Genomic DNA, 24,995 nt, shown 5'->3' on the forward strand with positions numbered 1-24,995 from the left:
CCGGAAGTGCTCAAGTACAGCGCCTGGAAGCATGCGTTGGCGAACAAGCTGGACAAGGCCTCGCAAGGGCCGACGATACCGCTGATTGCGGTGGCGTGTGCGGTTTATAACTTGGAGGCGCAGATTGAGGGGATGAGGGGGGTATCGGACGAAAGTGAAGGGGGTAAATGGCGCTACCGCTCTGGAAATATGTCCGCAGTAATCGATCTTAGCGCCGGATTAGGAAACTTATCCAAGGCTTTACTTGGAAATAATAAAAGCTGGATAAAACTTATAAACGAACCACACATAAAAATATCACAAATAAAATATCTGAAACCCTGGGCTGATAATTTAAGAATACAGACTGGCAACCCAAACCTTTCCTTTTTGAGAGGATTTTCCGGAATAGCTATGGGCATTACAACAGCTATCACGCTATGGGACGCCGAGCGCGCGTGGCACCAGGGAGACCATGACGTTGCCTTTGCCTACGGTATTGCAGCTACTGGAGGCGCCGCTTGGACAGCTTATGCTCTCGGTATGAGCATCAATCCAGTCGTACTCATCGTAGGGGCCGCTTTATTCATCATCGGTAGCATCGTAGCGGGCTGGCTAGTAGATAGCGATATTGAAACACTGCTAAAAAACGGACCGTTTGGCCAGAACCACAGGAACGCCAACGTACCCGGCAAAGCGCTGGGCTACGATCCTCGCTTCCTTCACCTACGCGACCCCAGCGCTGCATATCAGCAATTACTAGGTGCCCTCGCCAAGCCCGTAATCAAGGCACAACGCTTCTCAGATTGGTGGGCGCATGCATCCGATACGCTCCGCCACCGCATATCTGTCATCGACCAGCAACGCGGACCTATAAATCGATGGGGTGAATGCAGCCGCCCGTCTGCCCAACGCTTCGAGCCTTATGATTGGGTGGTCAGCGTGCATTCGCCGCTGCTATCGATGTTCGAGGAGAATTTATTCCAATTCTACGCCCGGGAAGATTTTGCCGTCCTGCATCACAGTGGTGCATTCAACGCAGAACGTGTAGAGCGTCGAGAAATCGCAGAGCCGAAGCTAGCCGCCTACCGGCTTGACAACAGCACACTGATGTACGTGCTACCTACGCAGTTTCCCGTTCACCCGCAAACGCCAAGGGATCGTTTTGATAAAACCATCACTCATCGCCTCAAAATATTCGGCCAGTTTCGGCTTTTCATGGACATTGAACGCTCACAGACATTAGTGCTTCCGCAACCCGGGCCCAAGGTCTGGAAGCCTTATTCATCCGAATTTCATAGCCGCCCTCCATTAAACCCCCGGGAAGGTAATGCGCCTTACTGGCATATTGAAACTTTGGAACTTGGCGCATGAACAAAGAATTTTACGGTCCCGCGGCATTTCGACCCAGTGCCATGACAGCTCTTCCTCCTTGTATGAGAGAGCGAACCACATTTTTCAACACGTCTTTGGCTTGGGGCAGCTATGCAAGAATCAACTCGACTATAGAAACTCAGAGCCAACTTGAAGAGGGTAAAGCACTCAATAGCCAAAGGAATACTGATTCGATCGAAAGGATGAAAAATAATTGCAGCGCGGACAAGTGGGTTTTTGAGAATAAAAGCAAATTTACTTATATTTTATTTATATTTAAAATGATACTCGCCACTGTATTTAGCGCACCATGGACACTGAAGATTTCGGACATTTTAGATTCCGACGTCCTGGGTCCCGTCATTGGGAGTTTGACAATGATACTCAGCCTGGCCCTTTATTATTCACCCAGGCCCTGGGGCGTGTATTTATTGTGGGGTACATGTTTTGTTTTTACCGTGGGAATAATCGCTTGGGACCAAGGTTCACTCTGGGGTTATTGGCGAGCGCAAACGGCCTTCTGGTTAGGCACGTTCTGCCTATTCATGGCCACCCTCGGCACAGACCTGTTGCTCTTACTTTACGCCCAAATCTATCGCCACGACGGCAGCGGCTTCAACCGCCGCGACGGCATGGTGCGCATCGGCAGGCGCTTTCGCTCGCCCTTTGTCGCCCCCTTCTATGAGTTTGACCCAGTCATGCAACTCCAAATCCTGCCCTATGGCGGGCGTGATTATGTGTTGTGGCTGCGCCACCGCTATACCAACACAAAAGTGTGTTTGGGCATGAAAATGCACAGCCTGGGCCTGGACAAAGCCAACCTCATGGCCTTCTGGGACACCCTCCAGCGTTACATGGATGTGGAGCAGCCCCTGCCAGACCTGCCCATTCTCGAACAAAGCCGCCACCTGGACCCTGTCACTGCTGCGCACGACAAGGCCACCGGCCGCCCGGAACGCTATTGGCGCGACCTGGACGTTGCCGCCTGGAAGCGTACCGAGGGGCGTAGGCTCCGCGAGCAGGTGGCGAATTATCCGTGGCAGCAACAGCCTTGCATCCTTCAGGCAAGGATCGACCCCAACTTGAGCATTGCCGCTTACTACAGAAGCCAGGAAGCCAAGGGCATCAAGGTCACGCCCAAGAGCAAGGATTTCGCTCATTTGGAATGGCCGGCATAATGACCAGTTCGCACGTTTTCGCTTACGGGAGTTACCGGGCGCACGTTGGCGAGCCACCGGTCCCGCAGCAGCACGCTGATGTATGCGTTGCCCAAGCAACTACCCGTTTGGCAAACGCCAAGGGATCGCTTCGACAGAAGTACGACTGAGGGAGCCAACATGATCGTTGCATGCAACTGCCCTATATGCAGTTGGAGGCCTTCGAAGCAGTCAGCGATAATCCATCGGCCAAGCTGTCGGCCGTGATCAACTAAAAGGCAAAACTCAGTGGCCTCAGTGGCCAGAGCCATGATGAGTTACGCCACTTCCCGGGACACGATCGGAGGGTGCGCGGGAGCCCAGAACGGAGTTTCCGGGTGGATCAATGCCCATGCCCCAGTTGGTCGCGTAACGGCGTTGCAAAGGCGCCACCGCCTCCGTTTTGGGAAGCAATGGCGGCAACGGATGAGGCATCGGTGGCCCGTGGCCCACAGCGGCTACCCCGGTGAAACGGCAGCCCCCGCCGAAGGTTTCTCAAGCTGCAAGCCGTTGAATGGCGCCGCCGCGCAAGCTTACCGCTTGCGGCCCACGGCCGCTCTCCGCTATATACTCGCCACTACAACGACTTCCCCCACCGCAAGGAGCTTTCGCATGACCGCTTTTACCCCTCGCCTGGCCGCCTTGGCGCTGCTGACCCTGGCCTTCGGCGCCCAGGCCGATGAAGTACAGGTGGCGGTAGCCTCCAACTTCACCGCGCCCATTCAGGCCATCGCTGAAAGCTTCGAAAAAGACACCGGTCACAAATTGGTCGCCGCTTACGGCGCCACCGGCCAGTTCTACACTCAGATCAAGAACGGTGCACCCTTCGAGGTGTTCCTCGCCGCCGATGACACCACCCCGGCCAAGTTGGAGCAAGAAGGCGACATCATGCCCGGTTCGCGCTTCACCTACGCCGTCGGCACACTGGCATTGTGGTCGGCCAAGCCCGGTTACGTCGACGCCAAGGGCGACGTGCTCAAGGGCAATGACTACCAGCACCTGTCGATAGCCAACCCCAAGGCGGCCCCCTACGGCCTTGCCGCGACCCAAGCCCTGGACAAACTGGGGCTTACCGAGCAGGTCAAGGGCAAGATCGTCGAAGGGCAGAACATCTCGCAGGCCTATCAGTTCGTGTCGACCGGCAACGCCGAGCTGGGCTTCGTCGCGCTGTCGCAAATCTACAAGGATGGCAAGGTCACCAGCGGCTCGGCCTGGATCGTCCCGGCGAACCTTTACGCGCCCATCAAACAGGATGCGGTGTTATTGAACAAGGGCAAGGACAACGCCGCGGCCAAAGCATTGGTGGCTTACCTCAAGGGCCCGAAAGCCGCGGCGATCATCAAGTCGTTCGGTTATGAGCTCTGATGCCACTAGGCAGCGGTGACCTGGCGGCAATCCGCCTGACCCTGGAGCTGGCCAGCCTCACCACCGTGTTGCTGCTGATACTCGGCACGCCGCTGGCCTGGTGGCTGGCCCAGACCCGTTCGCGCCTGCGTGGGGTAGTGGGTGCATTGGTGGCGTTGCCACTGGTGCTGCCGCCCACGGTGATCGGTTTTTACCTGCTGCTGGTGCTGGGCCCGCACGGCTGGGTGGGCCAAGCCACCCAAGCGCTGGGGTTGGGCACGGTGGTGTTCAGCTTTGCCGGGTTGGTGGCAGGGTCGGTGATCTACTCGCTGCCATTCGTGGTGCAGCCGCTGCAAAATGCCTTCAGCGCCATCGGCCCGCGCCCGCTGGAAGTGGCCGCGACCCTGCGCGCCTCACCGCTGGACTGCTTTTTTACGGTGGTGCTGCCATTGGCGCGGCCGGGGTTTGTTACCGCCGCCATCCTGGGCTTCGCCCACACCGTGGGTGAATTCGGCGTGGTGCTGATGATCGGCGGCAACATACCGGGCAAAACCCGGGTGGTGTCGGTGCAAATCTTCGACCATGTCGAGGCCCTAGAATATGCCCAGGCCCATTGGCTGGCGGGCGCGATGGTGGCGTTTTCCTTTTTGGTCTTGCTCGCACTGTATTCCAGCCGCGGGCACAAACAGGTGTGGGGTTGACCGTGGCGCTGCCCATCAAGGCGCGAATCGCGCTGTCGCGCGAGCGTTTTCACCTGGAGGTGAACCTGGCGTTGCCCGGTAATGGCATCAGCGCGTTGTTCGGCCCCTCCGGCTCGGGAAAAACCACCCTGCTGCGCTGCCTGGCGGGGCTTGAACGCGCCACGCAGGCCTATATCGAGGTGGCTGGGGAAGTCTGGCAAGACACCGCCCAGGGGGTGTTCCTGCCCCCCCACCGGCGTGCGCTGGGGTATGTATTCCAGGAGGCGAGCCTGTTCCCGCATTTATCCGTGCGTGGCAACCTCGACTATGGCATGCGCCGGGTCGCGCTGGCGCAACGGCGGATCACGCCAGTGGCCGTGTGCGCGATGCTGGGCATTGAAGCGTTGCTCGACCGCGCACCGCAACATCTTTCCGGCGGCGAGCGCCAGCGGGTGGGCATCGCCCGCGCGTTGCTGACCAGCCCGCGGTTGCTGCTGATGGACGAGCCGTTGGCGGCGCTCGACAGCGCCCTCAAGCAAGAGATCCTGCCGTACCTGGAACGGCTGCGCGATGAACTGGACATCCCCCTGGTGTATGTCAGCCATGCCCAGGACGAAGTCGCGCGGCTGGCCGACCACCTGGCCGTGCTCGACCACGGCGAGCTTGTCGCCAGCGGCCCGATCGGCGAAACCCTGGCGCGCCTGGACCTGCCACTGGCCCACAGCCAAGACGCCGGGGTGGTCGTACGGGCCCAGGTGCAACACTTCGATGCGCACTACCAGCTGCTGAGCCTGGTATTGCCCGATGGCCTGACGCCGCTGCGCATCGCCCAGCCACAGCGCCCGCATGGCAGTTGGTTGCGGGTGAAGATCCTGGCCCGCGACGTTAGCCTGAGCCACCAGCACGAGAGCCAGAGCAGCATCCTGAACCGGCTACCGGCGCAGGTGCGCGAACTGGTCCCGGCGGACAACCCGGCCCATGTACTGGTGAGCCTGGCGTGCGCCGGCACCGTGCTGCTCGCGCGCATTACGCGTTATTCGGCTGACCACTTGGGGTTGGCACCGGGGCAACAGGTGTGGGCCCAGATCAAGGCGGTGGCGTTGCTGGCCTGACCGGCCGGGCCGCACCATCGGCCCAGCGGGCGAAACTTTCGGCGAAAGCCCTGAGTCGGACCCTGTAAGACTTTTACAGGGTTGCGAGCGAGCATGCCGATAGAGCTACAGCGCCCGCCGACGGCGCCCATCACTACCGCGCAAGCACTGCCCGAGCAGGCGCCTGCGGTGCACCGCCTGACGGTGCTGACGGTGAATACACACAAGGGGTTCAGTGCGCTGAACCGCCGCTTCGTGCTGCCCGAGCTGCGCGATGCCGTGCGCACCGTCGGCGCCGATGTGGTGTTCCTGCAAGAGGTGCTCGGCATCCACCGCGGCCATGGCCAACGCTACAAGAACTGGTCAGACGTACCGCAGTACGAATTCCTCGCCGACAGCATGTGGCCGGTGTTCGCCTATGGGCGCAACGCGGTGTACCCGGAAGGTGATCACGGTAACGCGCTGTTGTCGAAATTCCCGATCTTGCGCCATGAGAACCTTGACGTCAGCGTGACCGGCCACGAGGAACGCGGCCTGTTGCATTCAGTGTTGGCCGTGCCCGGGCACGGCGAGGTGCATACGGTGTGCGTGCACCTGGGCCTTCGCGAAGCGCAACGCCACCAGCAACTGTTACTGCTGTGCCGCCTGTTGGAAACCCTGGACCCCGCCGCGCCGGTGATCGTCGCTGGGGACTTCAACGATTGGCGCCTGCGGGCCGATGCGGTACTCACAGGGTGCGGCCTGCAGGAAGCGTTCGTACAGGCCTATGGCGCCCCGGCACGTAGCTTTCCGGCGCGCTGGCCGCTGCTGCGGTTGGACCGGGTGTACCTGCGCAATGCCCAGGCACAGGCGCCCAACGCGTTATCGCGCAAGCCTTGGTCGCATTTATCCGACCATGTGCCATTGGCCGTGGAGGTACAGTTGTGAACCTGCACTGGTCCGATGGCAACCTCATCGAGTTATTGATCAACGGCGATGATTTTTTCCCGCGGGTGTTCGCCGCCATTGAAGCCGCCCGCGAAGAAGTGCTGGTGGAAACGTTCATTTTCCGCGATGACGCGGTAGGCTGCGCGCTGCAGGCAGCGCTGATCACAGCCGCCCAGCGCGGTGTATATGTGGAGGTATTGGTCGACGGCTATGGCAGCGATGACCTATCGGCCACAGTCATTAGCGCCCTGGCCGAAGCCGGGGTGAAGCTACTGGCCTTCGACCCCAGGCGCCGCTTGCTGGGCATGCGCACGAACCTGTTTCGGCGCTTGCACCGTAAAATCGTGGTGGTTGATGGCCAAGTGGGTTTTGTCGGCGGTATCAACTTTTGTGCCGACCATGTGGCTGATTATGGCCCGATGGCCAAGCAGGATTACGCCGTACAGGTGCGTGGCGCCATCGTTACCGCGCTGCGCCAGGCGACGCTTAAACTGATGGATGAAACGCGCCATGCACCCCGCTTGGCCCCGCCCTCGCCGGCGTGTGACGTACCCCTGCAGCCGGACAGCACCGCGGCGCGCATTGCCTTGGCGCTGCGCGACAACCAAGCGCACCGCGACGACATCGAAGAGCAATACCTCACCGCCATCGAGCACGCACGGGAGCGTATCGTCATCGCCAATGCGTATTTTTTCCCAAGTTACCAGCTATTACGTGCACTGCGCGATGCCGCGCGCCGTGGGGTGCAAGTCACCCTGCTGTTGCAGGGCGTGCCCGATATGCCGCTGGTACGGCTGTGCTCACGCTTGCTGTACAACTATCTGCTCAACGATGGCGTGACCGTGCGTGAGTACACAGAGCGGCCGTTGCATGCCAAGGTCGCCTTGGTCGACCACCATTGGGCCACCGTGGGCTCAAGCAATCTCGACCCCCTAAGCCTGTCGTTGAACCTGGAGGCCAACCTGTTCATCGACGACCACGCCTTCAATCAGCGGCTGCATGAACACCTGCACGCCTTGATCGAGCAGCACAGCAAAGCCGTCACCTTGCAGCGGGTACTGCGTGGCTATTGGTGGCGGGCACCGTTGATCTTCTTGTGCTTTCACTTTTTAAGGCACTTCCCGGCGTGGATCGGCCTGCTCCCGGCCCACTCCCCCCACCTCAAGCCCTGGACCACCGTGCAAGAGCAGCCTAACCAAGACGGGCTGTCATCGGGGAACAGCTTATGAGCGAAAAATCGTCGAAACGCTGGGCATGGGTGCGGCGGATACTCAACTGGGCGTGCTTTATCTTGGTTCCGGTATTTCTTTACATGCTATTGCACAACATGGATTGGGCAGAAGTGTGGCACGGGCTGCGCCGGTACCGCTGGGTCACCCTGGCGTTGGGCGCAGCCATCGCGTTGGCCAGCTATGGGGTATTCAGCGCATTCGACCTGATCGGTAAACGCTACACCGGCCACAGCGTGCCCAACAGCCAAGTGCTGCAAATCGCGTTCGTATGCTATGCGTTCAACCTCAACCTGAGTTCATGGATCGGCGGCATCGCCCTGCGCTATCGGCTCTATGGCAAGCGCGGGGTCAAGGTGTCGACCGTGACCCGCATCCTCAGCCTCGGGCTGGTCACCAATTGGAGCGGTTATCTATTGCTCGGCGGCGCGCTCTTCGCGCTGGGTTTGCCACCGCTGCCCGCCAGCGTTGAGCTCGGCAGCGTCGGGTTGCGCCTGATCGGCGCGGCCATGCTGGTCACGGTGGTGGCGTACCTGCTGGCGTGCGGCTATTCGAAAAAGCGTAGCTGGCGCGTGAAGGGCCACGACATCAACCTGCCCAGTTTCTCAATGGCACTGGTGCAAGTGACCGGCGGCATGCTGAACTGGGCGCTGATGGGCGGCCTGATGTACCTGCTGTTGCCGCAGGGCGTCAGTTACCCCAGCGTGCTGGCGATTTTGCTGATCAGCAGCATCGCCGGGGTGATCGCACACATTCCGGCCGGTTTGGGCGTGCTCGAAGCCGTGTTCATCACGCTGCTGCATGGCCAGTATGGCAAGGGCGCACTGCTGGCGGCGTTGATTGCCTATCGGGCGCTGTACTTCTTGCTACCGCTGGCGATCGCCTGTATCGGCTACCTGCTGCTGGAGCGCCGCGCCCTGGCCCAGGCCCTACCAAGCCATCCCGAAACGCAGCCGCCACCGGCCGAGCAGCAAGAGCAGCAGCGCCCGGTGTAACCGCGTGCCTACGCAAATTAAGGAAAATTCCCACACCACCTACCCCAATGGCAACCATAGGGCCGGCCTTATGCTTTCGCGCCGATGAACCACGTCAATGGACAGAGGTGCAAGATGGCCATAACCGCGAAAACACCGTCTCACCGCAGTACGCTGCTAGCGACCAGCCTGGCGGGGCTGTTGCCCCTGATAATTGGCATGGCCGTAAGCTTTTTCACCATAGAGCACAGCTTGCAGGAAAAAAACAAACGGGTTATCACCGCGGCCCTGTCGCACTTCGACGATTTATTTACCCAACTGGCCGCTTCCGCAACGCAAGCTGACCCATGGCTTACCGCCTCCTGCGACGCCTTGGTGGCTTCGGCGCCAGCGGCGGACACCTTGCCAGAACTGAGCCTGGGCTTTCTACGGTTGGCGCGCAACGACTGCACGGCACCGGAACCGCAGTTGCCCAGCGCGAAACCGGCCGCCACGACCTGGCTGAGTATCAACGCCCAAGACCCCGCCAGCCCCGCACGCGGGGCGCTGCTGCTCAATCGCGGCACGCCCGAGCGGTTCGTGTCGGTAGTGGTCGATAACCAATGGGTGATCAAATGGATGAAGTTGATCAGCGGTGATACCTACTTGTCCCTGCGCATCGCCGGCACCATCCTGTGGGACGACGGGGCCATGCTCAGCGGCAACAGTACCGATAACCAGCAATACTCGGCCCGGGCACGGTCGACCTTATGGCCTTACGAGGTCGAGAGCACACTCTCCAGTGACGACGTGCTGGACACCATTCGCAGCGAATGGGTGATGATGCTGGCGCGCCTGAGTGTATTGGCAGTGATTTGTGCGGGGCTTTGCCATTGGGCCTTGACCCGCCGGCACCGGTAAGTGCCGGCTGTAAGCCGGTGCCCGCGGCCGCCCCGCCGCCTGGCGGCAGTGTCACTAGCGCAAACCAGCGGCAACACGGCCAGGCTACCTGAGCCATCACCCCGCCGTGTGTCGCCACTAGCCGCGATGCACGCAGGTGGTTAATCGACAGAGCCCGCTTCTATGCCATGGCACTGCGGTGCCCTTTTGCGGGTCACACCTTAAACCCCCCTCAGGAGAACCGCCATGAAAGCCCTACACGCCTTGATCCTCGGTACTAGCTTGCTGGCATTGCACGGCTGCTTCGACAGCGCCGACAAGAACAACACCCAACACAACAATGACGGCAGCCAGTCGTCGGTGCAGATGCAGGACAAAGACGCCGATAAGAAATAAATGCCAGCGTTGCCTGCTTGCGGTACTGTGCGCCCCCCATAATATGCCCTTGCCGCAAGAGGCCGCTGTGTCCCGAGGGATCGTCACATCGATCTTGGCATCGATGCTGTTTGCCACCATGTATTACTACACCTCGCTGCTCACCCCCCTGAGTGGCGAGGAAATTTTTGGCTGGCGGATGTTGCTGACGCTGCCCTGCGTGACGCTGTTTCTGGTGTGCAGCGGTGACTGGCACCTGGCGTTGGGGGTACTGCGGCGCATTCGCGCCCGCCCATGGCTGCTGGCCGGTAGCGCGGCCACCGCCACGCTGATGGGCGTGCAACTGTGGTTGTTTCTGTGGGCGCCGTTGCACGGGCGTAGCCTGCAAGTGTCGATGGGTTACTTCCTGTTGCCGCTGACCATGGTACTGACCGGCAAACTGCTGTGGAATGAAAAACTCTCACGCCCGCAGGCGCTGGCCGTCACATTCGCCGCCTTGGGCGTGGGCTACGAAGGGCTGTACCACGGCAGCTTCGCCTGGGAAACCCTGCTGGTCGCCCTCGGCTACCCGGTGTATTTCATCGTCCGCCGCAGCTGCCGCAACGACCATCTGGGCGGGCTATGGGCCGATATGCTGCTACAGGCCCCGGTCGCACTGTATTTCGTTGTCCGCGGCCCGCTGTCGGCCGCAGACCTTGCCGCCCACCCAGGTTTGTACGGCTTGGTCCCGCTGCTGGGCGCTATCAGCGCGGCCGCGCTGGTGTGTTATGTGGTGGCCAGCAAGCAATTGCCGTTCTCATTGTTTGGTTTGCTCAGTTACGTTGAACCGGCGCTGCTGGTGGCAGTGTCGTTGTTGCTCGGCGAACGCATTGGCGCCGAACAATGGCCTACCTATGGGTTCATCTGGCTGGCGGTGGCCGTGCTGATCGTCGAAGGCGCCCACCACCTGTTGCACCCGCGCCAACAGCCCCGCCCATAGCCGGCTGCACCCGTAATAGCCTGGCCGGCAGCGCGCCGCGCGGTGCAAGCACAGTGCCGCGCAAAATGCGGGCACCCCGGCGGCGAGGTATTTCAGCGCAACGTTAATAGGCGGCTTCAGGGATAATTCTGCCGCCGCTGCGATCAAAGCCCTAGCAACGGCCATAGACAGCGCCCGCGCGATTGCCCAGAATGCTCCCCCACCCCAATGGACACCCCGCGCGCCGCGTGCCGCGAACAGCCGAAATGACGATCGCCACCGACTGGATCATCTGCGAACACTGCGACACGCTGTACCGGGCCGTACCCCTGCAACCAGGCCAGGCGAGCTTGTGCCGGCGCTGCGGCGCGGTATTGTGGCGCCAGCCGCGCCTGGGGCTGCAGCAACAGTTGGCGCTCACGATCACCGCCGCCTTGATGTTCGTGTTCGCCAACAGTTTTCCGGTGATCACCATCAGCTTCGAGGGGCTGGCCAACGCCGCCACCCTCGGCGAATCCGTCAAGGCCCTGGCACAAGGGCAAATCACCCCCATGGCGGCGGTGATGGGGGTGACCGTGATCCTCGCCCCGCTGCTGCAGATCCTGTTGTTGTTCTGGCTGCTCGGCCATGCCTGCGGCGGGCGCGTGGCGCCAGGGTTCAAGCTGTGCATGCGCACCCTTGAACACCTGCGGCCCTGGAGCATGCTCGAAGTGTGCTTGCTCGGCATCCTGGTGGCGATCATCAAGCTGGGCAGCATGCTCAGCGTTCACCCCGGCATCGGCCTTTGGGCCCTGGCGATGCTCGCCGTGCTGATCATCTTGATTTCCGGTAAGAGCGTGCAGCAGCTCTGGGCACTGTACGAGGCGCGCACATGAGCGAACTGCCCTTCGCCCGCGACCATGGCCTGGTGTTGTGCCATATCTGCTCCAAGGCTTGCCAGGCCGATTCGCCGACCTGCCCACGCTGCGACAGCGCCGTGCATGCGCGCAAGCCCCATTCGATCTCACGCACCTGGGCCTTCCTGGTGGCGGCGCTGATCTTTTACATCCCGGCCAATACCTTGCCGGTGATGTACACGCAGATGTTCGGCAGCGCCAGCGAAAACACCATCCTCAGTGGTGTGATCGAGTTCTGGAAAGGCGGCTCGTGGGATATCGCCTTGCTGATTTTTTTCGCAAGCGTGGTGGTGCCTTGCCTGAAGTTCTTCGCCCTGGGGCTGCTGTTGGTAACCTGCCAGCGCCGCAGCCGCTGGGCCATGCGCGAGCGTTCCCGGCTGTTCCGTTTTATCGAGCTGATCGGGTACTGGTCGATGCTGGATGTGCTGGTCGTCGCCCTGGTCGCGGCACTGGTGCAATTTCGTTCGCTGAGCACCGTGGAACCCCGGCTCGGCATATTGTTCTTCGGCGTGGTGGTGGTACTCACCATGTTTGCCGCCATGAGTTTCGACCCCCGCCTGATCTGGGATGCAGAGGTAACAGATGACTGATCAAGGACACCCCGTGAACCCTGGAACGCCGCAGGTGAGGCAACGCCGCCTGAATATCTCCCTGGTATGGCTGGTGCCGATCGCCGCGGCCCTGGTGGGGGTGTCGATGTTGGTGCACAACGCACTGTCCGCAGGCCCGCAAATCACCATCGACTTCCAAACCGCCGAAGGCTTGGAAGCCAACAAAACCCAAGTCAAATACAAGAACGTGGTCATCGGCCAGGTGACCGATATCAACTTGGCCGATGACCGTAGCAAGGTGACCGCGACCGTTGCGCTAAACGCCTCGGCCAGCGCGTTTACCTCGGACGATTCGCAATACTGGGTGGTGCGCCCGCGCATCGGCGCCCAAGGCATCAGCGGCGTGGACACGCTGCTGTCCGGCTCGTTCATCGGCGCCGACCCTGGCCGCGCCCATGGCACCCGCAAGGCCTTCACCGGGTTGGAAACACCCCCGCCGGTCACCTATGGCCAGCAAGGCCGGCGCTTTACCCTGCGCACCGAAGACCTCGGTTCGCTCGACATCGGCTCGCCGGTGTATTACCGGCGCATTCAGGTGGGCCAAGTAGTGTCCTACCACCTGGCCGAAGACGGCAAGGGCATCGACGTGCAGATTTTCGTAAACGCGCCTAACGACAAGTACGTGACTGACGACAGCCGCTTCTGGAACGCCAGCGGCGTGGACGTGAGCCTGGGCGCCTCGGGGCTGAAGGTCAACACCCAGTCGATGTCGGCGATACTCTCCGGCGGCGTGGCCTTCGTCGAGCCCAAGTACAGCCCCGACGCCAAGCCTGCCGAGCCGCTTCATACTTTCACCCTATTCGGCGACCAGGTAACCGCGTTGGCGCCACCTGACGGCGAACCCAAGTACATCCACATGCGCTTCAACCAATCGCTGCGCGGGCTGAACGTTAACGCGCCGGTGGAGTTCCATGGTGTGAACTTCGGCCACGTGGTATCGGTAGACCTCGACTACGACGAAGACGGCAAGACCTTCCCGACCCTGGTCGGCGCGGTGATCTACCCGGCGCGCCTGGGCAAGGCGTATGAGCGAGTGCTGGCGCAGATCGGCGGCGAAGGAGACGATGAGCGGGCGAACAAATTGATGGCGACCTTCATCAAACAGGGCCTGCGCGCCCAGGCGCGCAGCGCTAACCTGATCACCGGCCAACTGATGATCTCGCTGGACTTCATGCCCAATGCGACGCCGGTGAACGTCAACTCGGCCGCCCGCCCCATAGAGATCCCTACGGTACCGGGCAGCCTCGACAAACTGCAGGAGCAACTGCAGGCCATGGTCGACAAGATCAGCCGTCTGCCGCTTAACGAAATCGGTGAAAACCTCAGCGGTAGCCTGGCGCAGCTCAATAAAACCTTGGCCCAGGTCAACGGCAACACCTTGCCGCAACTTAACCAGGCCCTCGCTGAAGCCCACAAGACATTAGCGGCCGCCAGCCAATCGCTAGGCGAAGACTCCCCGCAACGCCAGGGCGTCACCGATGCCATGCAAGACTTGCAGCGTACCGCGCGTTCGGTGCGGGCGCTGACCGACTTCCTCGGCCGCCATCCCGAGGCGCTGATCCGCGGGCGCACCCAACAAGGCCAACCCGACGCCTACCGTTCGTCGCCCTCGACATCCCGTGAAACCGACCCGGAGTGACCGCCATGAACCTGCGACACCTCGCGCTGTGTGCCAGCCTGGGCCTGGCGGCCTGCAGCTCGGTGCCCACCCATTACTACACGTTGGTCGCCCCGGCCGGCGCCAACCCGCCGACCAGCGTCCCCGGCCCGCCCTTTCAGTTGCAAGCGGTACGCATTCCGGTGCAGGTCGACCAGCCGGCCTTAGTGGTGCGTGAAGACCGCGGCAACCTGGCGATCTTGGACAACGAACGCTGGGGCGCGCCGTTGGCCGATGAACTCCACGATGCGTTGGCCGCCCGGCTAGAACTAGAGATGGGCAGCCGCGACCTTGCCAACATGCCCAAGCAGGCTGGGCAACCGCTGGTCACCGTACGCGCCGACGTTCGCCGTTTCGACTCGCTGCCAGGGCAGTACGCGTTGCTCGACACCGTATGGAGCGTTGCCGTAAGTGGCAATGCCGGCACACCGCGCAGCCTCACCTGCAGCTCGACGCTGCGCGTGCCGGCTGGCAATGGCTTGGATAACCTGGTACTGGCGCACCAGCAGGCCATCGGCCAATTGGCCAAGGCCATCGCCAACACCGCCCGTGGGTTTGCCAACAACCCTCAGCAAGGCTGCGCCCGCTGACCCACCCGGGCCGCTGCCCGGGCCACCGCCGCGGCGCGTTGGTCTACCGCCCCTTGCACCGCGGCGCGCTGTAACTGAACGATGGCCGGCGGCGCCTCGGCCGGGTGGCCGCTGGCGAAGGGCGGTGCCGGTGCATACTCCAGCGCCAACTGCAGCCGTTGTGCCCGTTCCGTGCCGAACAATTCAGCCACCAGCACCAGGGCAAAATCAATGCCCGCGGTGACCCCGCCGCCGGTGATCAGCTCAGCGTCGCGTACTACCCGTTGCTCAACCGCCACCGCACCAAAGGCCACCAGCAGATGCTGATAGGCCCAATGGGTAGTCACCCGCCGCCCACGTAAAAGCCCTGCCGCACCCAGCGCCAAGGCGCCAGTGCACACCGAGCTGAGGTAACGCAGGCCTGGGGCCTGTGCGCGAATGAACTCAAGGTATCGGTCATCGGCCATCACCGCCTCGATACCGGCACCGCCGGGTACGCACAGTACATCCAACGCTGGGCAGGCGCCGAAGAGCGTATCCGGCCGCAGCCATAGCCCCCTGCTGGCCTGCACGGGTTCCAGTTCAGGCGCCAACAGGCAAAGGCTCACCTCCGGCAGCCCTGCCAGCACATCGAACGGGCCGATAAGGTCCAATGGCTGGATACCAGGAAATAGCAAAAAACCCACGTTCATGCGCTTCGCTCCGTGTTGGGTTGGGCTGGACAAGGCCACGGTACTGCGCGAAGCTGCTGGCCGTATCGCCATTAAACCCACGGTTCCCGCCAAAATGCCTCACCAAATAGACATGCTTGCCTTCGCCGCCGTCCAAGTGTTGGACGTCACCGGTCCCCTGCAGGTGTTCGCCAGCGCCAATGACTTGGCCCAAGCCGCCGGGCGCGCCGCGCCCTACCAACTACGGCTGGTCTGCGAAGGGGGCGGCCCGGTCATGACCAGCGCGGGTATGCCGCTGCTCGCCCAGCCCCTACCCGCGCCGGCCGATGCCTGCCACACGCTGCTGGTGGCGGGCGGTTGGGGTGTTTACCAGGCTGCCGCGCAGCCGGCCTTGGTGCGGTGGCTTCGCGAGCGCGCCGGCCATTGCCAACGTATCGCCTCGGTGTGTACGGGCGCCTTCCTGCTGGCCCATGCGGGGTTGCTCGATGGCCGCCGGGCCGTCACTCACTGGTCGCGCTGCGAACAATTGGCGAAGGCGTTTCCCGGTACGCGCGTGGAGCCGGCGCGGCTCTATATCAACGACGGCCCGTTGTGGACATCAGCGGGCGTTACGGCGGGGATCGACCTGGCGCTGGCCCTGGTGGAAGAAGATCTAGGCCATGCCGCGGCACTCGAAGTGGCCCGCCACCTTGTGGTGTTCCTCAAACGGCCGGGCGACCAGGCACAATTCAGTACCACCCTGGCCTTGCAACAAGCAGGCGGGCGCTTCGACACCCTGCACGCATGGATGCTCGAGCACTTGGCCGCCGACCTGAGCGTCGGCCGCCTGGCTGAGCAGGCCGGCATGAGTGAGCGTAGTTTCTTGCGCCATTACCGTGCGCACACGGGCCACACGCCCGCCCGGGCTGTGGAGCTGATGCGGCTGGAGGCCGCCTGCCGGCTGCTGGCGCAGGGCCAAGGCGCACTCAAGCGCATCGCCCGGCAATGCGGGTTCGCCAGCGAAGAAACCTTGCGCCGCTGTTTCATTCGCCACCGGGGGGTGCCGCCGCAGGCGTGGGGTGAACGCTTTCGTGGCAACGCGGCTGGGTAAAGCGCCGGTGGCTGGCCGAAGGGCGGTGCCACTGGTAAAGTCGGCGTTTTTCTGCCCTAGGTCCTGCCCGATGAAACCGCTGATCACCGTTACCCTCGCCCTACTAGCCAGCATGGCCGTACCGCCAGCCTTGGCCCATGCCCATTTGGCCGGCGCCCAGGCCGATGCACAGCTACTGAAGCTGGTGTTCTCCGAAGGCGTGGAAGCCGCCTTTAGCACCGTCACCGTTACCGATGCCGAAGGGCATGCTGTCGCTTTACAAGCGGTTTCTACCCAAGCCGACAACCCCAAGGTACTGCTCGCCCAACCGAGTAGCCCGCTGGCACCCGGCGAATATGATGGCCAATGGCAAGTAGTGAGCGTAGATACTCATAAAAGCAGCGGTACATTTCACTTTAAAATAGGCCAATAACTACATGAGATTATTGGTTTTATTTAGGCTTATACACTTTTTTTGCTTGATGGTGCTGTTCGGCGTGGCGGTGTTCCGACCGCTGTTGATCGAGGCCAAAGCGGTCATGGCACTGCGCCGCGCGATGGACCCCTTTCTGTGCCTGGTGGCGTTGTTCGCCTTGCTCAGCGGCATTGGCTGGTTGCTCGCCGGTGCTGCGCAAATGGCCGGGAGTTGGCCTGCCGGGGTGGCGCCGGCAACCCTGCGCAAGGTGTTGCTGGCAACGTTTTTCGGCAATGTTTGGAGTGTGCACTTGGTGTTGTGCTTGGTGCAGTTGGTGTATTGGCGCATTCCCGGCTGGCGCTCACACACACCGGCCCTGGCATTGGCGACCTTGACCTTAGGTACCCTGGCGCCAGTAGGCCATGCAGCCATGTTCAGTGGCGTGGCCGGCGGGTTGTTGGTGTTGAACCAATTGCTTCATCTGCTGGCCACCGGTGCTTGGCTCGGCGCGCTGCTGTTGATGCTGTGCACTAGGTTTATGAAGCAAGGCATTGTATTTGAACAGGTTGTTTTTAGCTTCAGCCGTTATGGGACCGCCTTGGTTGTGGTGATTTTGCTTACGGGGGTGGCCAATGTACGTGCCATTACCGGGCAATTCGTACCGAGCGGCTCGGCCTACGCCGCAGTGCTGGCCACCAAGGCGGTGCTGGTGGTGGCGATGCTCGCCCTTGCCCTGTACAACCGCACCCAAGCGGCCCGGCCGGTGCCCCACGGCTTGGCCTTGAGCGTGGGTGCCGAATGGCTATGTGGCGTCGCCGCGCTGGCGGCAGTGGCATTGCTTGGCACTTTGGCGCCAGTCCCCTGGGCGGCGCTATGAAAGCCCAGGCCCGGCACATTCTGGTGAAAACCGCCGAGCAGGCCGAAGCGCTCAAGCAGCGGCTGGCCAACGGAGAGGCATTCGATGTGCTGGCCCGCAAACATTCGCTTTGCCCTTCTGCCAAGCGCGGCGGTGACTTGGGTGAAGTGCGCCCAGGGCAAATGGTCGCGGTGATTGACCGTGTGATATTTAAAAAGCCGCTGCGCACCGTGCATGGGCCGGTAAAAAGCACATTTGGCTACCACCTGGTGCAGGTCTTTTTCCGCGGGTAGCGCAACGCCGCCCGCCTGTTAGGCGGGGGCAGCGTTATGCAAATAGGCGCTTACAGGCTGGCGTGGGCGCGCGGGCGTACCTTGGGCTGGGTTTGGTGATGATGCTTCGCAAGGTCGTGGCGCAACCCCATGATTAAACTGGAAATCGCCCTGCTGCTGTTCAAACCACGGCTGTCGATACCGGTCACGGTCAAATCGACGTGGTCGGAGCCTCGGCCAAAAATTTTGACCGTCAGTGAATGGTCCCGCCCTTGGGTGCATTGGCAGCGCTGTGGCAAAAAGCTACTTTCGATGATGTTACGAAGTTCCAGTGTCGACAGCATGTGGCGCCCCTCTCCCTTTGATCAACTATAAATGTCCCTACGCCGCGGCAGGCGCCGGTGCGAATACAGGCCTGGCCGGCGATGCCTATCGCTGCAGCCACCCCCTATGCCAGCATGAAACGGGCCGATGAAATGACCGTTCGTCTGCAATAAAAAATCAATAGGTTATGGCTGGTTGTTGATGTGAACGCTAAAATCATTCGGGCGTTTTGCCCGGTCACCGAATAGCACCCATGCACAATGCACTTTGCCGCGCCGCTTAAGCGCAAAACCCGAACTTTTAGCCCGCCCCGCGCCTCTGTAGCTGTAACCCGTGCTGCAACACCAGGAGAATCCCATGCCCCGCGCCATCTGGAAAGGTGCCGTTAGCTTCGGCCTTGTGCATATTCCCGTCGCACTGGTGTCTGCCACCGCCTCCCAAGGCGTGGACTTCGACTGGCTAGACAAACGCAGCATGGACCCGGTGGGTTACAAGCGGGTCAATAAGGCCACCGGGGAAGAAATGACCAAAGAAAACATCGTGAAGGGGGTGCAGTACCAAAAAGGCCAGTACGTTGTCCTCAGTGAAGACGACATACGCACATCGCACCCGGTGTCTACCCAAACCATCGACATCATGGCGTTTATCCCACGCGATGAGATCCCGCTGCAAAATATCGATACCCCCTATTATCTGGCGCCCGATAAACGCGGTGAAAAGGTCTACGCCTTGTTGCGTGAAACCCTGGCCAGCACCGAGCGAGTTGCCCTGGCGGAAGTGGTGTTGCACACCCGGCAGTACCTGTGTGCGCTGATGCCGCTGGAGGACGCCCTGGTACTGGTTAAACTGCGCTGGCCCGCCGAAGTGCGTAGCCTCGATAGCCTGGAATTGCCCAAAGCGGTCACCGAGGCCGAGCTGAAGAAGGCCGAACTGGACATGGCCAAGCGCTTGGTCGAAGACATGAGCGGCCACTGGTCGCCGGAGGACTACGTCGATACCTTCGAAGAGAAGATCATGGCGCTGGTCGAGAAAAAAGCCGGCCAGGGGAAACTCGAAGCGGTAGAACGCCCCGACGAGGAGCAAGGCAAGCGCGGTGCCGAAGTGATCGACCTGACCGAACTGCTCAAACGCAGCTTGGGCGCCAAACCGGGCATAGCAAAAAAATCGGCCGCCCCGGCGGCAGCTAAAGCCAAGCCCAAACCACCCAGCAAACGCCCAAAGGCGTCCTGAGTGCACCCTCCCAGCGCTGAGCCGCACCGTCGTGGGCGGCTGTTGCTGCCGGGGTACTGCCCTTTCTCGGCTTATAGCCCTGCAATGGCTCACCGCCGATCGAACCCCTAAATAATTTATTAATCAATGCATTATGCGTTAATTCTCATCCTCACCTTTGAAACGCCTCAGTCGCCGCCGTGTTGACCCACGTCAATATCGCTGCGGGTGCGACGGTGTGGTTATTGAGGTGGCACAGTGCCGCTGGTAGGGTTGGCCCGCGCTAGTACACGAAACCCACCAGCATTGGCAGTTTATTCTCATGTGCACCCGTTACAGCCGCAGCCGCCGTGCGCTGCATTGGTTATCCGCCGTGATAATTCTTTGGGCCTCTGTCAGCGGGTTTGGTGTGCAAGCCTTCCCACCGGGTTGCGCGATACGCCAATGGGTGGAGTCCTTCAACCCGCAAATCACTTCGGTGTTCATCCCGTTCTTTGCTTGGCGGCTATGGCTTAAGTGCACGCAACCGGGTAGCGCCAATCTTAACGTGGCCGGCGCCGTGCACTGGGCATTGTACGGTTTGGTCAGTGCCGTGCTGGTCACGGGGGTATTGATGATGGCAACGCCGGTCACGATGTTCGGCCTATTCACCCTGCCCTCGCTGGTGCATGACGCGGTTTGGCTGGCACGGCTACACCACTGGCACCAGTTGGCGTGCATGGCGTTGGCGGCCTTGGTAGGGTTGCACCTGGCCGCAGTGGTCTGGCATCAGATGCGCGGTCACACTGTGATGGCGCGCATGCGCTGATAGAATGCGCGGCTACCTCAGCCAGCGGGCGCTTTGAACCGATGAACACCGCCGCACTCGACCTTTTTCAGCAGCTGCTGCGCCGGGCGCTGGCAACACCGCCAGCAGAGACCCGGCGCCTGCTGCACGGCCGCGGGCGGTGCTGGCCAGGGTTGGAACACCTGGCCGTCGACTGGCTTGAAGGCGTGCTGCAGGTGCAGGTGTTTCGCCCACCGGCCGATTTGCAGGCGCTGTGCGACCGCTGCCGGGCACTGGCCACAGAACAGCCTGCGGTGAAGGCGGTGTGGCTGCAGCAGCGCTACCTGCCGGGCAGCCCTGGGCTGTGGCTGCTGGGTGAGCCACGCACACAGTGGCAAGCCAGCGAAAATGGGCTGCGCTACCACCTGCTGCTGGGCCACGCGCAAAATAACGGGCTGTTTCTCGACATGCGCACGGGGCGCCAATGGGTGCGTGAGCACGTCCATGGCAAGCGCGTACTGAACTTGTTCGCTTACACCTGCGCCTTCTCAGTGTGTGCCATCGCCGGCGGCGCGGCGCAGGTGGTCAACCTCGATATGTCGCGCGCGGCGCTCGCCCGCGGCCGGGACAACCATCGGCTCAATGGCCATGCCCTGGACCGAGTGCGCTTCCTCGGCCATGAGCTGTTCAAATCCTGGGGCAAAGTGGCCCGCGGCGGCCCATACGATCTGGTCATCATCGACCCGCCTACCTTTCAAAAAGGCAGCTTCGTGTTGACCCAGGATTACCGCAAAGTGCTGCGCAAGCTCCCTACCCTACTGGCGCCAGGGGGCGACGTACTCGCGTGCGTGAACGACCCAGCCCTGGGCGCGGGTTTTATCATCGGCTGCATGGCGGCCGAAGCGCCAGCGCTGCAGTTCGTCGAGCGGCTAGAAAACCCGCCGGAGTTCCCCGATTGCGAACCTGACGGTGGCCTGAAAGTGCTGCGCTTCCACTGGGGCAACACTGCGGTAGGCCCCTGTATCGCAGCCGCCCAGCCATAGCCAGGCCCGGCGGCTATCCTTCGGGCAGCAGAAAATTACCGGGGGCCGGCTTACCCTGCCCATCGATCACCGGCACGTGCGCTTCATCCTTGAGGTTCACCCCAGAAAGCTTGCGTTGCCAGGCTTCGCGCATCAGGTATAGCAGTGTGTGGCTGGCCATGGCGTAACTCATGCCTTCGAGGCGCACATTGGAGATGCAGTTGCGCGCGGCGTCGGTCAGGCCCACCCGTGGTGCATAAGTGAAATACAACCCTAGGCTGTCGGGCGAACTCAGGCCGGGCCGTTCGCCAATCAACATCACCACCATCTGCGCCTTCAGGCGCTGGCCCACTTCATCGGCCAAAGCCACCCGGCCTTGCTGCACCAGGCTGATCGGCGCCAGGCGCCAGCCTTCAGCGGCGCTTTGTGCGCAGATACGCTCCACCATCGCCGGGGCATGGCGTTCGATGGCCAGTGACGACAAGCCATCGGCGATCACCACCGCCAGGTCATAGCCCTGCGGGTGCCGTACAGCCCATTGATCCAGCCGCTCGGCGCTGGCGCCATCGAGCTTGCGGCCGAGGTCCGGGCGTTGCAGGTAACTGTGGCGGTCGGCGGCGGCGCTGTGCAGGTCGAACACCTCCAGCCCATGGGCACACAACGCCTGGCCGACCTTGGCCGTGTCGAGCGGCAAATGCACCGCGTCGCGGGCTTGCGCATGGGCGTATTGGAAGTCCAGCTGCGCGCGGGTGGGCAAACTGGTGCCGGCGCGGCCCAGGGCGATTCGCGCCGGCGTCAGCCGGCGCAATGCCTGCCAGGGGTCAGGGCGTGCGGGGGTGCCATCGTCATCGTGCATGGCCGGCCTCAACCCAACCGGGCCAAGGCCGGGCGGAACGCGGCCGGCACATCGCGGCCCAGGCGCAGTTGCTGGCCGTCCTGGTGCAAGATGCCGGTGCGCGCCAACCAGGCTTCGAATTCCGGCGCAGGTTTCAGGCCCAGCACTTGGCGGGCGTACAGCGCATCATGAAACGAGGTGGTCTGGTAGTTCAGCATCACATCGTCGGACCCGGGAATACCCATGATGAAATTAATACCGGCCACACCCAACAGTGTGAGCAGCATGTCCATGTCGTCTTGGTCAGCCTCGGCATGGTTGGTGTAGCAGATGTCGCAGCCCATCGGTACGCCCAGCAACTTGCCGCAAAAGTGGTCTTCCAGGCCGGCACGAATGATCTGCTTGCCGTTATAAAGGTATTCAGGACCAATGAAGCCGACCACCGTGTTGACCAGGAACGGGTTGAAATGCCGGGCCACACCATAGGCACGCACTTCGCACGTTTGCTGGTCCACGCCATGGTGCGCATTGGCCGACAGCGCGCTGCCCTGCCCGGTTTCGAAATACATGAGGTTTTGCCCAACGCTGCCGCGCTTGAGGCTCAAGCCCGCCTCGTAACCTTCCTGGAGCAACTGCAGGCTGATACCGAAACTTTCGTTGGCCGCCTGGGTGCCGGCGATGGACTGGAATACTAGGTCCAGCGGTAGCCCGCGCTCGATTGCGGCGATCGAAGAGGTCACGTGTGTGAGCACACATGACTGCGTTGGGATGCCATAGCGCTGGATGACCCCATCGAGCATTTTCAGCAATTCGCTAATCGTTCCCAAGCTGTCAGTGGCCGGGTTGATACCGATCATCGCATCGCCATTACCATATAGCAGCCCGTCGAGCACGCTGGCGGCGATACCGGCCACGGAGTCGGTCGGGTGGTTGGGTTGCAAACGGGTGCTCATGCGCCCGCGCAACCCCGCCGTGTTGCGAAACGCGGTGACCACCCGGATCTTCTGCGCCACCAGTACCAGGTCTTGCACACGCATGATTTTCGACACCGCGGCGGCCATCTCCGGCGTCAACCCCGGCGCCAGCGCACGCAGGCTGCATTCGGTGGCTTGTTCGCCCAGCAACCAGTCGCGAAAACCGCCCACGGTCAGGTGGCTGACCGGGGCGAAGGCTTCGGGGTCATGGCCATCGATGATCAACCGGGTGACTTCATCGGTTTCATAGGGTACTAGCACCTCCTCGAGAAAGTGCTTCAGCGGCACCTCGGCCAACGCCATTTGCGCGGCGGCACGCTCGGCGTCGGAGCCGGCGGCCACTTCGGCCAGGTAGTCACCCGAGCGCGCGGGGCTGGCCTTGGCCATCAGCTCGCGTAGGTTCTCGAAACGCCAGGAACAGCCGGCGACTACGTGGGCGAAGCTGGCCATGGTTCAGACCTCCGTTGCCAGTTGCGGGTCGATGGCGCCACGGCCACGGACCAGTTTGGAGAACACTGCGCCCAGCACCATCAGCACCACGAAGATGACCGTGATGGTGGGGTTGAACCATACCATCGCCACCAGGCATACCAACGCCAAGGCCAGGGCGATGCCTGGGATCAGCGGGTAGCCAGGCGCGCGGTAAGTACGTTCGAGCTGCGGTTCGCTGCGGCGCAGCTTGAACAGGCTGAGCATGCTCATGATATACATCACGATAGCGCCAAATACCGACATGGTGATCATCGCGGCGGTCAAGCCCATGCCCTGCAGGTTCACCGCGCCATCGCTGAGCACCGCGGCGATGCCCACCACGCCGCCGGCGATGATCGCCCGGTGCGGGGTTTGGAAACGCGACAGCTTAGCCAGCGCCGGAGGTAAAAAGCCTGCGCGGGCCAGCGCGAAGAACTGCCGCGAGTACCCCAGGATAATCCCGTGAAAGCTGGCCACCAGGCCGAACAGGCCGATCCACACCAGCATATGCATCCATGCCGAGTTATCACCCACCACGGTTTTCATGGCTTGTGGCAGCGGGTCGTTGATGTTTGACAGCGCGCGCCAGTCGCCCACGCCGCCGGCGAACATCATTACCCCCAGCGCCAGCACCACCAAGGTCAGAATACCGGCGATATAGGCACGTGGGATGGTGCGTTTGGGGTCTTTGGCCTCCTCGGCCGCCATGGCCGCCCCCTCGATGGCCAGGAAAAACCAAATGGCGAACGGAATCGCCGCGAAAATCCCAGAAATCGCCGCTGGGCTGAAGGTGTCCGACCCCGCCCAGCCACCCAGCGCGAAGCGGCTGAAGCTAAACCCCGGTGCCACCACGCCCATGAACACCAGAAGCTCCAGCACCGCCAGCACGGTGACCACCAGCTCGAAAGTGGCGGCGATGCTGACGCCGAGGATATTCAGGGCCATGAACACAAAATAGGCGCCCACCGCCGCCACGTTCGGGCTCAAGCTCGGGAACTGCACATTAAGGTAGGCGCCGATGGCCATGGCGATGGCTGGCGGGGCGAACACGAACTCGATCAACGTTGCCAGCCCGGCAACGGTTGCCCCGGTAGGCCCAAAGGCACGCAGGCTGTAGGCGAATGGGCCGCCGGCGTGGGGAATCGCCGTGGTCAGTTCGGTGTAGCTGAAGATAAAACAGGTGTACATCACCGCTACCAACAGCGTGGACACCAGGAAGCCCAAGGTACCCGCGGTACCCCACCCATAGCTCCAGCCGAAGTACTCGCCGGAAATCACCAAGCCCACAGCCAAGCCCCACAGGTGCAGCGTACCTAGGGTGGGTTTGAGTTTTGTCGCGGTCATGTCACACCTCGCAAGGGAAGCCAGTCAT

General features: G+C 61.9%; 26 protein-coding genes and 1 pseudogene. 22 read left to right on the plus strand and 5 right to left on the minus strand.

Annotated elements, in window-relative coordinates; genetic code table 11:
- The 15 genes and pseudogenes from HAQ05_RS23705 to HAQ05_RS23775 form a co-directional block, all read left to right on the plus strand.
- A pseudogene (locus HAQ05_RS23705) lies at positions 1-1,353 on the plus strand (hypothetical protein); the annotation flags it as partial.
- A gap of 545 nt (positions 1,354-1,898) precedes the next feature.
- Positions 1,899-2,531: a hypothetical protein gene (locus HAQ05_RS23710; RefSeq protein WP_190425581.1), complete on the plus strand. Its 633-nt coding sequence runs from the start codon at positions 1,899-1,901 to the stop codon at positions 2,529-2,531.
- Between the two features lie 630 nt (positions 2,532-3,161).
- Positions 3,162-3,914 (plus strand): molybdate ABC transporter substrate-binding protein, encoded by a 753-nt coding sequence (gene modA, locus HAQ05_RS23715; protein ID WP_190425436.1) that lies wholly within the window; start codon positions 3,162-3,164, stop codon positions 3,912-3,914.
- Positions 3,914-4,594, plus strand: a complete 681-nt coding sequence (modB, locus tag HAQ05_RS23720) for a molybdate ABC transporter permease subunit (RefSeq protein WP_190425451.1) — start codon at positions 3,914-3,916, stop codon at positions 4,592-4,594. Before modA ends, modB begins: the two co-directional genes overlap by 1 nt.
- Positions 4,595-4,596: 2 nt before the next feature.
- The gene (gene modC / locus HAQ05_RS23725; RefSeq protein ID WP_190425453.1) at positions 4,597-5,685 is read left to right on the plus strand and encodes a molybdenum ABC transporter ATP-binding protein; all 1,089 of its coding nucleotides are present in this window, start codon (positions 4,597-4,599) and stop codon (positions 5,683-5,685) included.
- 93 nt (positions 5,686-5,778) lie between these two features.
- Entirely contained in the window at positions 5,779-6,591 is an 813-nt protein-coding gene (locus tag HAQ05_RS23730) for an endonuclease/exonuclease/phosphatase family protein (protein WP_190425456.1), read from the plus strand.
- Positions 6,588-7,820 (plus strand): cardiolipin synthase ClsB, encoded by a 1,233-nt coding sequence (gene clsB, locus HAQ05_RS23735; protein ID WP_190425459.1) that lies wholly within the window; start codon positions 6,588-6,590, stop codon positions 7,818-7,820. The genes HAQ05_RS23730 and clsB overlap by 4 nt, the downstream gene beginning before the upstream one ends.
- The gene (locus tag HAQ05_RS23740; protein WP_190425462.1) at positions 7,817-8,815 is read left to right on the plus strand and encodes a lysylphosphatidylglycerol synthase domain-containing protein; all 999 of its coding nucleotides are present in this window, start codon (positions 7,817-7,819) and stop codon (positions 8,813-8,815) included. The genes clsB and HAQ05_RS23740 overlap by 4 nt, the downstream gene beginning before the upstream one ends.
- Positions 8,816-8,995: 180 nt before the next feature.
- Positions 8,996-9,694, plus strand: a complete 699-nt coding sequence (locus tag HAQ05_RS23745) for a CSS-motif domain-containing protein (RefSeq protein WP_190425465.1) — start codon at positions 8,996-8,998, stop codon at positions 9,692-9,694.
- A 225-nt stretch (positions 9,695-9,919) separates the two neighbouring features.
- Positions 9,920-10,069 carry a hypothetical protein gene (locus HAQ05_RS23750; RefSeq protein WP_190425468.1) on the plus strand — a complete coding sequence of 50 codons (150 nt, stop codon included), beginning with the start codon at positions 9,920-9,922 and terminating at the stop codon, positions 10,067-10,069.
- Between the two features lie 67 nt (positions 10,070-10,136).
- Positions 10,137-11,027, plus strand: coding sequence for an EamA family transporter RarD (gene rarD / locus HAQ05_RS23755; protein ID WP_190425471.1), 891 nt, complete (start codon positions 10,137-10,139; stop codon positions 11,025-11,027).
- 245 nt (positions 11,028-11,272) lie between these two features.
- A complete protein-coding gene (locus HAQ05_RS23760; protein WP_190425474.1) occupies positions 11,273-11,881 on the plus strand; it encodes a paraquat-inducible protein A in 609 nt (202 codons plus the stop codon).
- Entirely contained in the window at positions 11,878-12,492 is a 615-nt protein-coding gene (locus HAQ05_RS23765) for a paraquat-inducible protein A (protein ID WP_190425477.1), read from the plus strand. Before HAQ05_RS23760 ends, HAQ05_RS23765 begins: the two co-directional genes overlap by 4 nt.
- Positions 12,485-14,152 (plus strand): PqiB family protein, encoded by a 1,668-nt coding sequence (locus HAQ05_RS23770; RefSeq protein ID WP_190425480.1) that lies wholly within the window; start codon positions 12,485-12,487, stop codon positions 14,150-14,152. Before HAQ05_RS23765 ends, HAQ05_RS23770 begins: the two co-directional genes overlap by 8 nt.
- Positions 14,153-14,157: 5 nt before the next feature.
- The gene (locus HAQ05_RS23775; protein ID WP_190425483.1) at positions 14,158-14,760 is read left to right on the plus strand and encodes a PqiC family protein; all 603 of its coding nucleotides are present in this window, start codon (positions 14,158-14,160) and stop codon (positions 14,758-14,760) included.
- On the opposite strand, the gene HAQ05_RS23780 is transcribed toward HAQ05_RS23775, so the two are convergent.
- Positions 14,739-15,431, minus strand: a complete 693-nt coding sequence (locus tag HAQ05_RS23780) for a DJ-1/PfpI family protein (RefSeq protein ID WP_190425486.1) — start codon at positions 15,429-15,431, stop codon at positions 14,739-14,741. The two genes, HAQ05_RS23775 and HAQ05_RS23780, sit on opposite strands and share 22 nt — an antisense overlap.
- Positions 15,432-15,525: 94 nt before the next feature.
- Here HAQ05_RS23780 and HAQ05_RS23785 point away from each other — a divergent pair, with 94 nt between their 5' ends.
- The 4 genes from HAQ05_RS23785 (at position 15,526) to HAQ05_RS23800 (ending at position 18,043) form a co-directional block, all read left to right on the plus strand.
- Positions 15,526-16,500, plus strand: coding sequence for a GlxA family transcriptional regulator (locus tag HAQ05_RS23785; RefSeq protein WP_190425584.1), 975 nt, complete (start codon positions 15,526-15,528; stop codon positions 16,498-16,500).
- Positions 16,501-16,570: 70 nt separating this feature from the next.
- Positions 16,571-16,912, plus strand: a complete 342-nt coding sequence (locus HAQ05_RS23790; RefSeq protein WP_190425489.1) for a copper resistance protein CopC — start codon at positions 16,571-16,573, stop codon at positions 16,910-16,912.
- 4 nt (positions 16,913-16,916) lie between these two features.
- The gene (locus HAQ05_RS23795; protein WP_190425491.1) at positions 16,917-17,771 is read left to right on the plus strand and encodes a CopD family protein; all 855 of its coding nucleotides are present in this window, start codon (positions 16,917-16,919) and stop codon (positions 17,769-17,771) included.
- Positions 17,768-18,043, plus strand: a complete 276-nt coding sequence (locus tag HAQ05_RS23800) for a peptidylprolyl isomerase (protein WP_190425493.1) — start codon at positions 17,768-17,770, stop codon at positions 18,041-18,043. The genes HAQ05_RS23795 and HAQ05_RS23800 overlap by 4 nt, the downstream gene beginning before the upstream one ends.
- A gap of 50 nt (positions 18,044-18,093) precedes the next feature.
- Here the strand turns inward: HAQ05_RS23800 and HAQ05_RS23805 are convergent, their stop codons facing one another.
- Positions 18,094-18,366 (minus strand): DUF1652 domain-containing protein, encoded by a 273-nt coding sequence (locus HAQ05_RS23805; protein ID WP_190425495.1) that lies wholly within the window; start codon positions 18,364-18,366, stop codon positions 18,094-18,096.
- 337 nt (positions 18,367-18,703) lie between these two features.
- Here HAQ05_RS23805 and ku point away from each other — a divergent pair, with 337 nt between their 5' ends.
- From ku to HAQ05_RS23820, 3 genes are all read left to right on the plus strand, one after another.
- A complete protein-coding gene (ku, locus tag HAQ05_RS23810) occupies positions 18,704-19,576 on the plus strand; it encodes a non-homologous end joining protein Ku (protein WP_190425497.1) in 873 nt (290 codons plus the stop codon).
- Between the two features lie 352 nt (positions 19,577-19,928).
- Positions 19,929-20,363: a cytochrome b gene (locus HAQ05_RS23815; RefSeq protein WP_420825795.1), complete on the plus strand. Its 435-nt coding sequence runs from the start codon at positions 19,929-19,931 to the stop codon at positions 20,361-20,363.
- 41 nt (positions 20,364-20,404) lie between these two features.
- Positions 20,405-21,364, plus strand: coding sequence for a class I SAM-dependent methyltransferase (locus HAQ05_RS23820; RefSeq protein WP_190425502.1), 960 nt, complete (start codon positions 20,405-20,407; stop codon positions 21,362-21,364).
- Positions 21,365-21,377: 13 nt separating this feature from the next.
- Here HAQ05_RS23820 and eutC read toward each other — a convergent pair whose 3' ends face one another.
- From eutC to eat, 3 genes are read right to left on the minus strand one after another with little or no spacing between them, the layout of a single operon-like run.
- A complete protein-coding gene (eutC, locus tag HAQ05_RS23825) occupies positions 21,378-22,199 on the minus strand; it encodes an ethanolamine ammonia-lyase subunit EutC (RefSeq protein ID WP_190425507.1) in 822 nt (273 codons plus the stop codon).
- Positions 22,200-22,207: 8 nt separating this feature from the next.
- Complete coding sequence (locus HAQ05_RS23830) at positions 22,208-23,602, minus strand: ethanolamine ammonia-lyase subunit EutB (RefSeq protein ID WP_190425509.1); 1,395 nt, start codon at positions 23,600-23,602, stop codon at positions 22,208-22,210.
- 3 nt (positions 23,603-23,605) lie between these two features.
- Positions 23,606-24,967, minus strand: a complete 1,362-nt coding sequence (eat, locus tag HAQ05_RS23835; protein WP_190425511.1) for an ethanolamine permease — start codon at positions 24,965-24,967, stop codon at positions 23,606-23,608.
- Positions 24,968-24,995 lie beyond the last annotated feature (28 nt).

It is taken from the genome of Pseudomonas typographi (assembly GCF_014694385.1).
GTDB classification, from domain to species: domain Bacteria; phylum Pseudomonadota; class Gammaproteobacteria; order Pseudomonadales; family Pseudomonadaceae; genus Aquipseudomonas; species Aquipseudomonas typographi.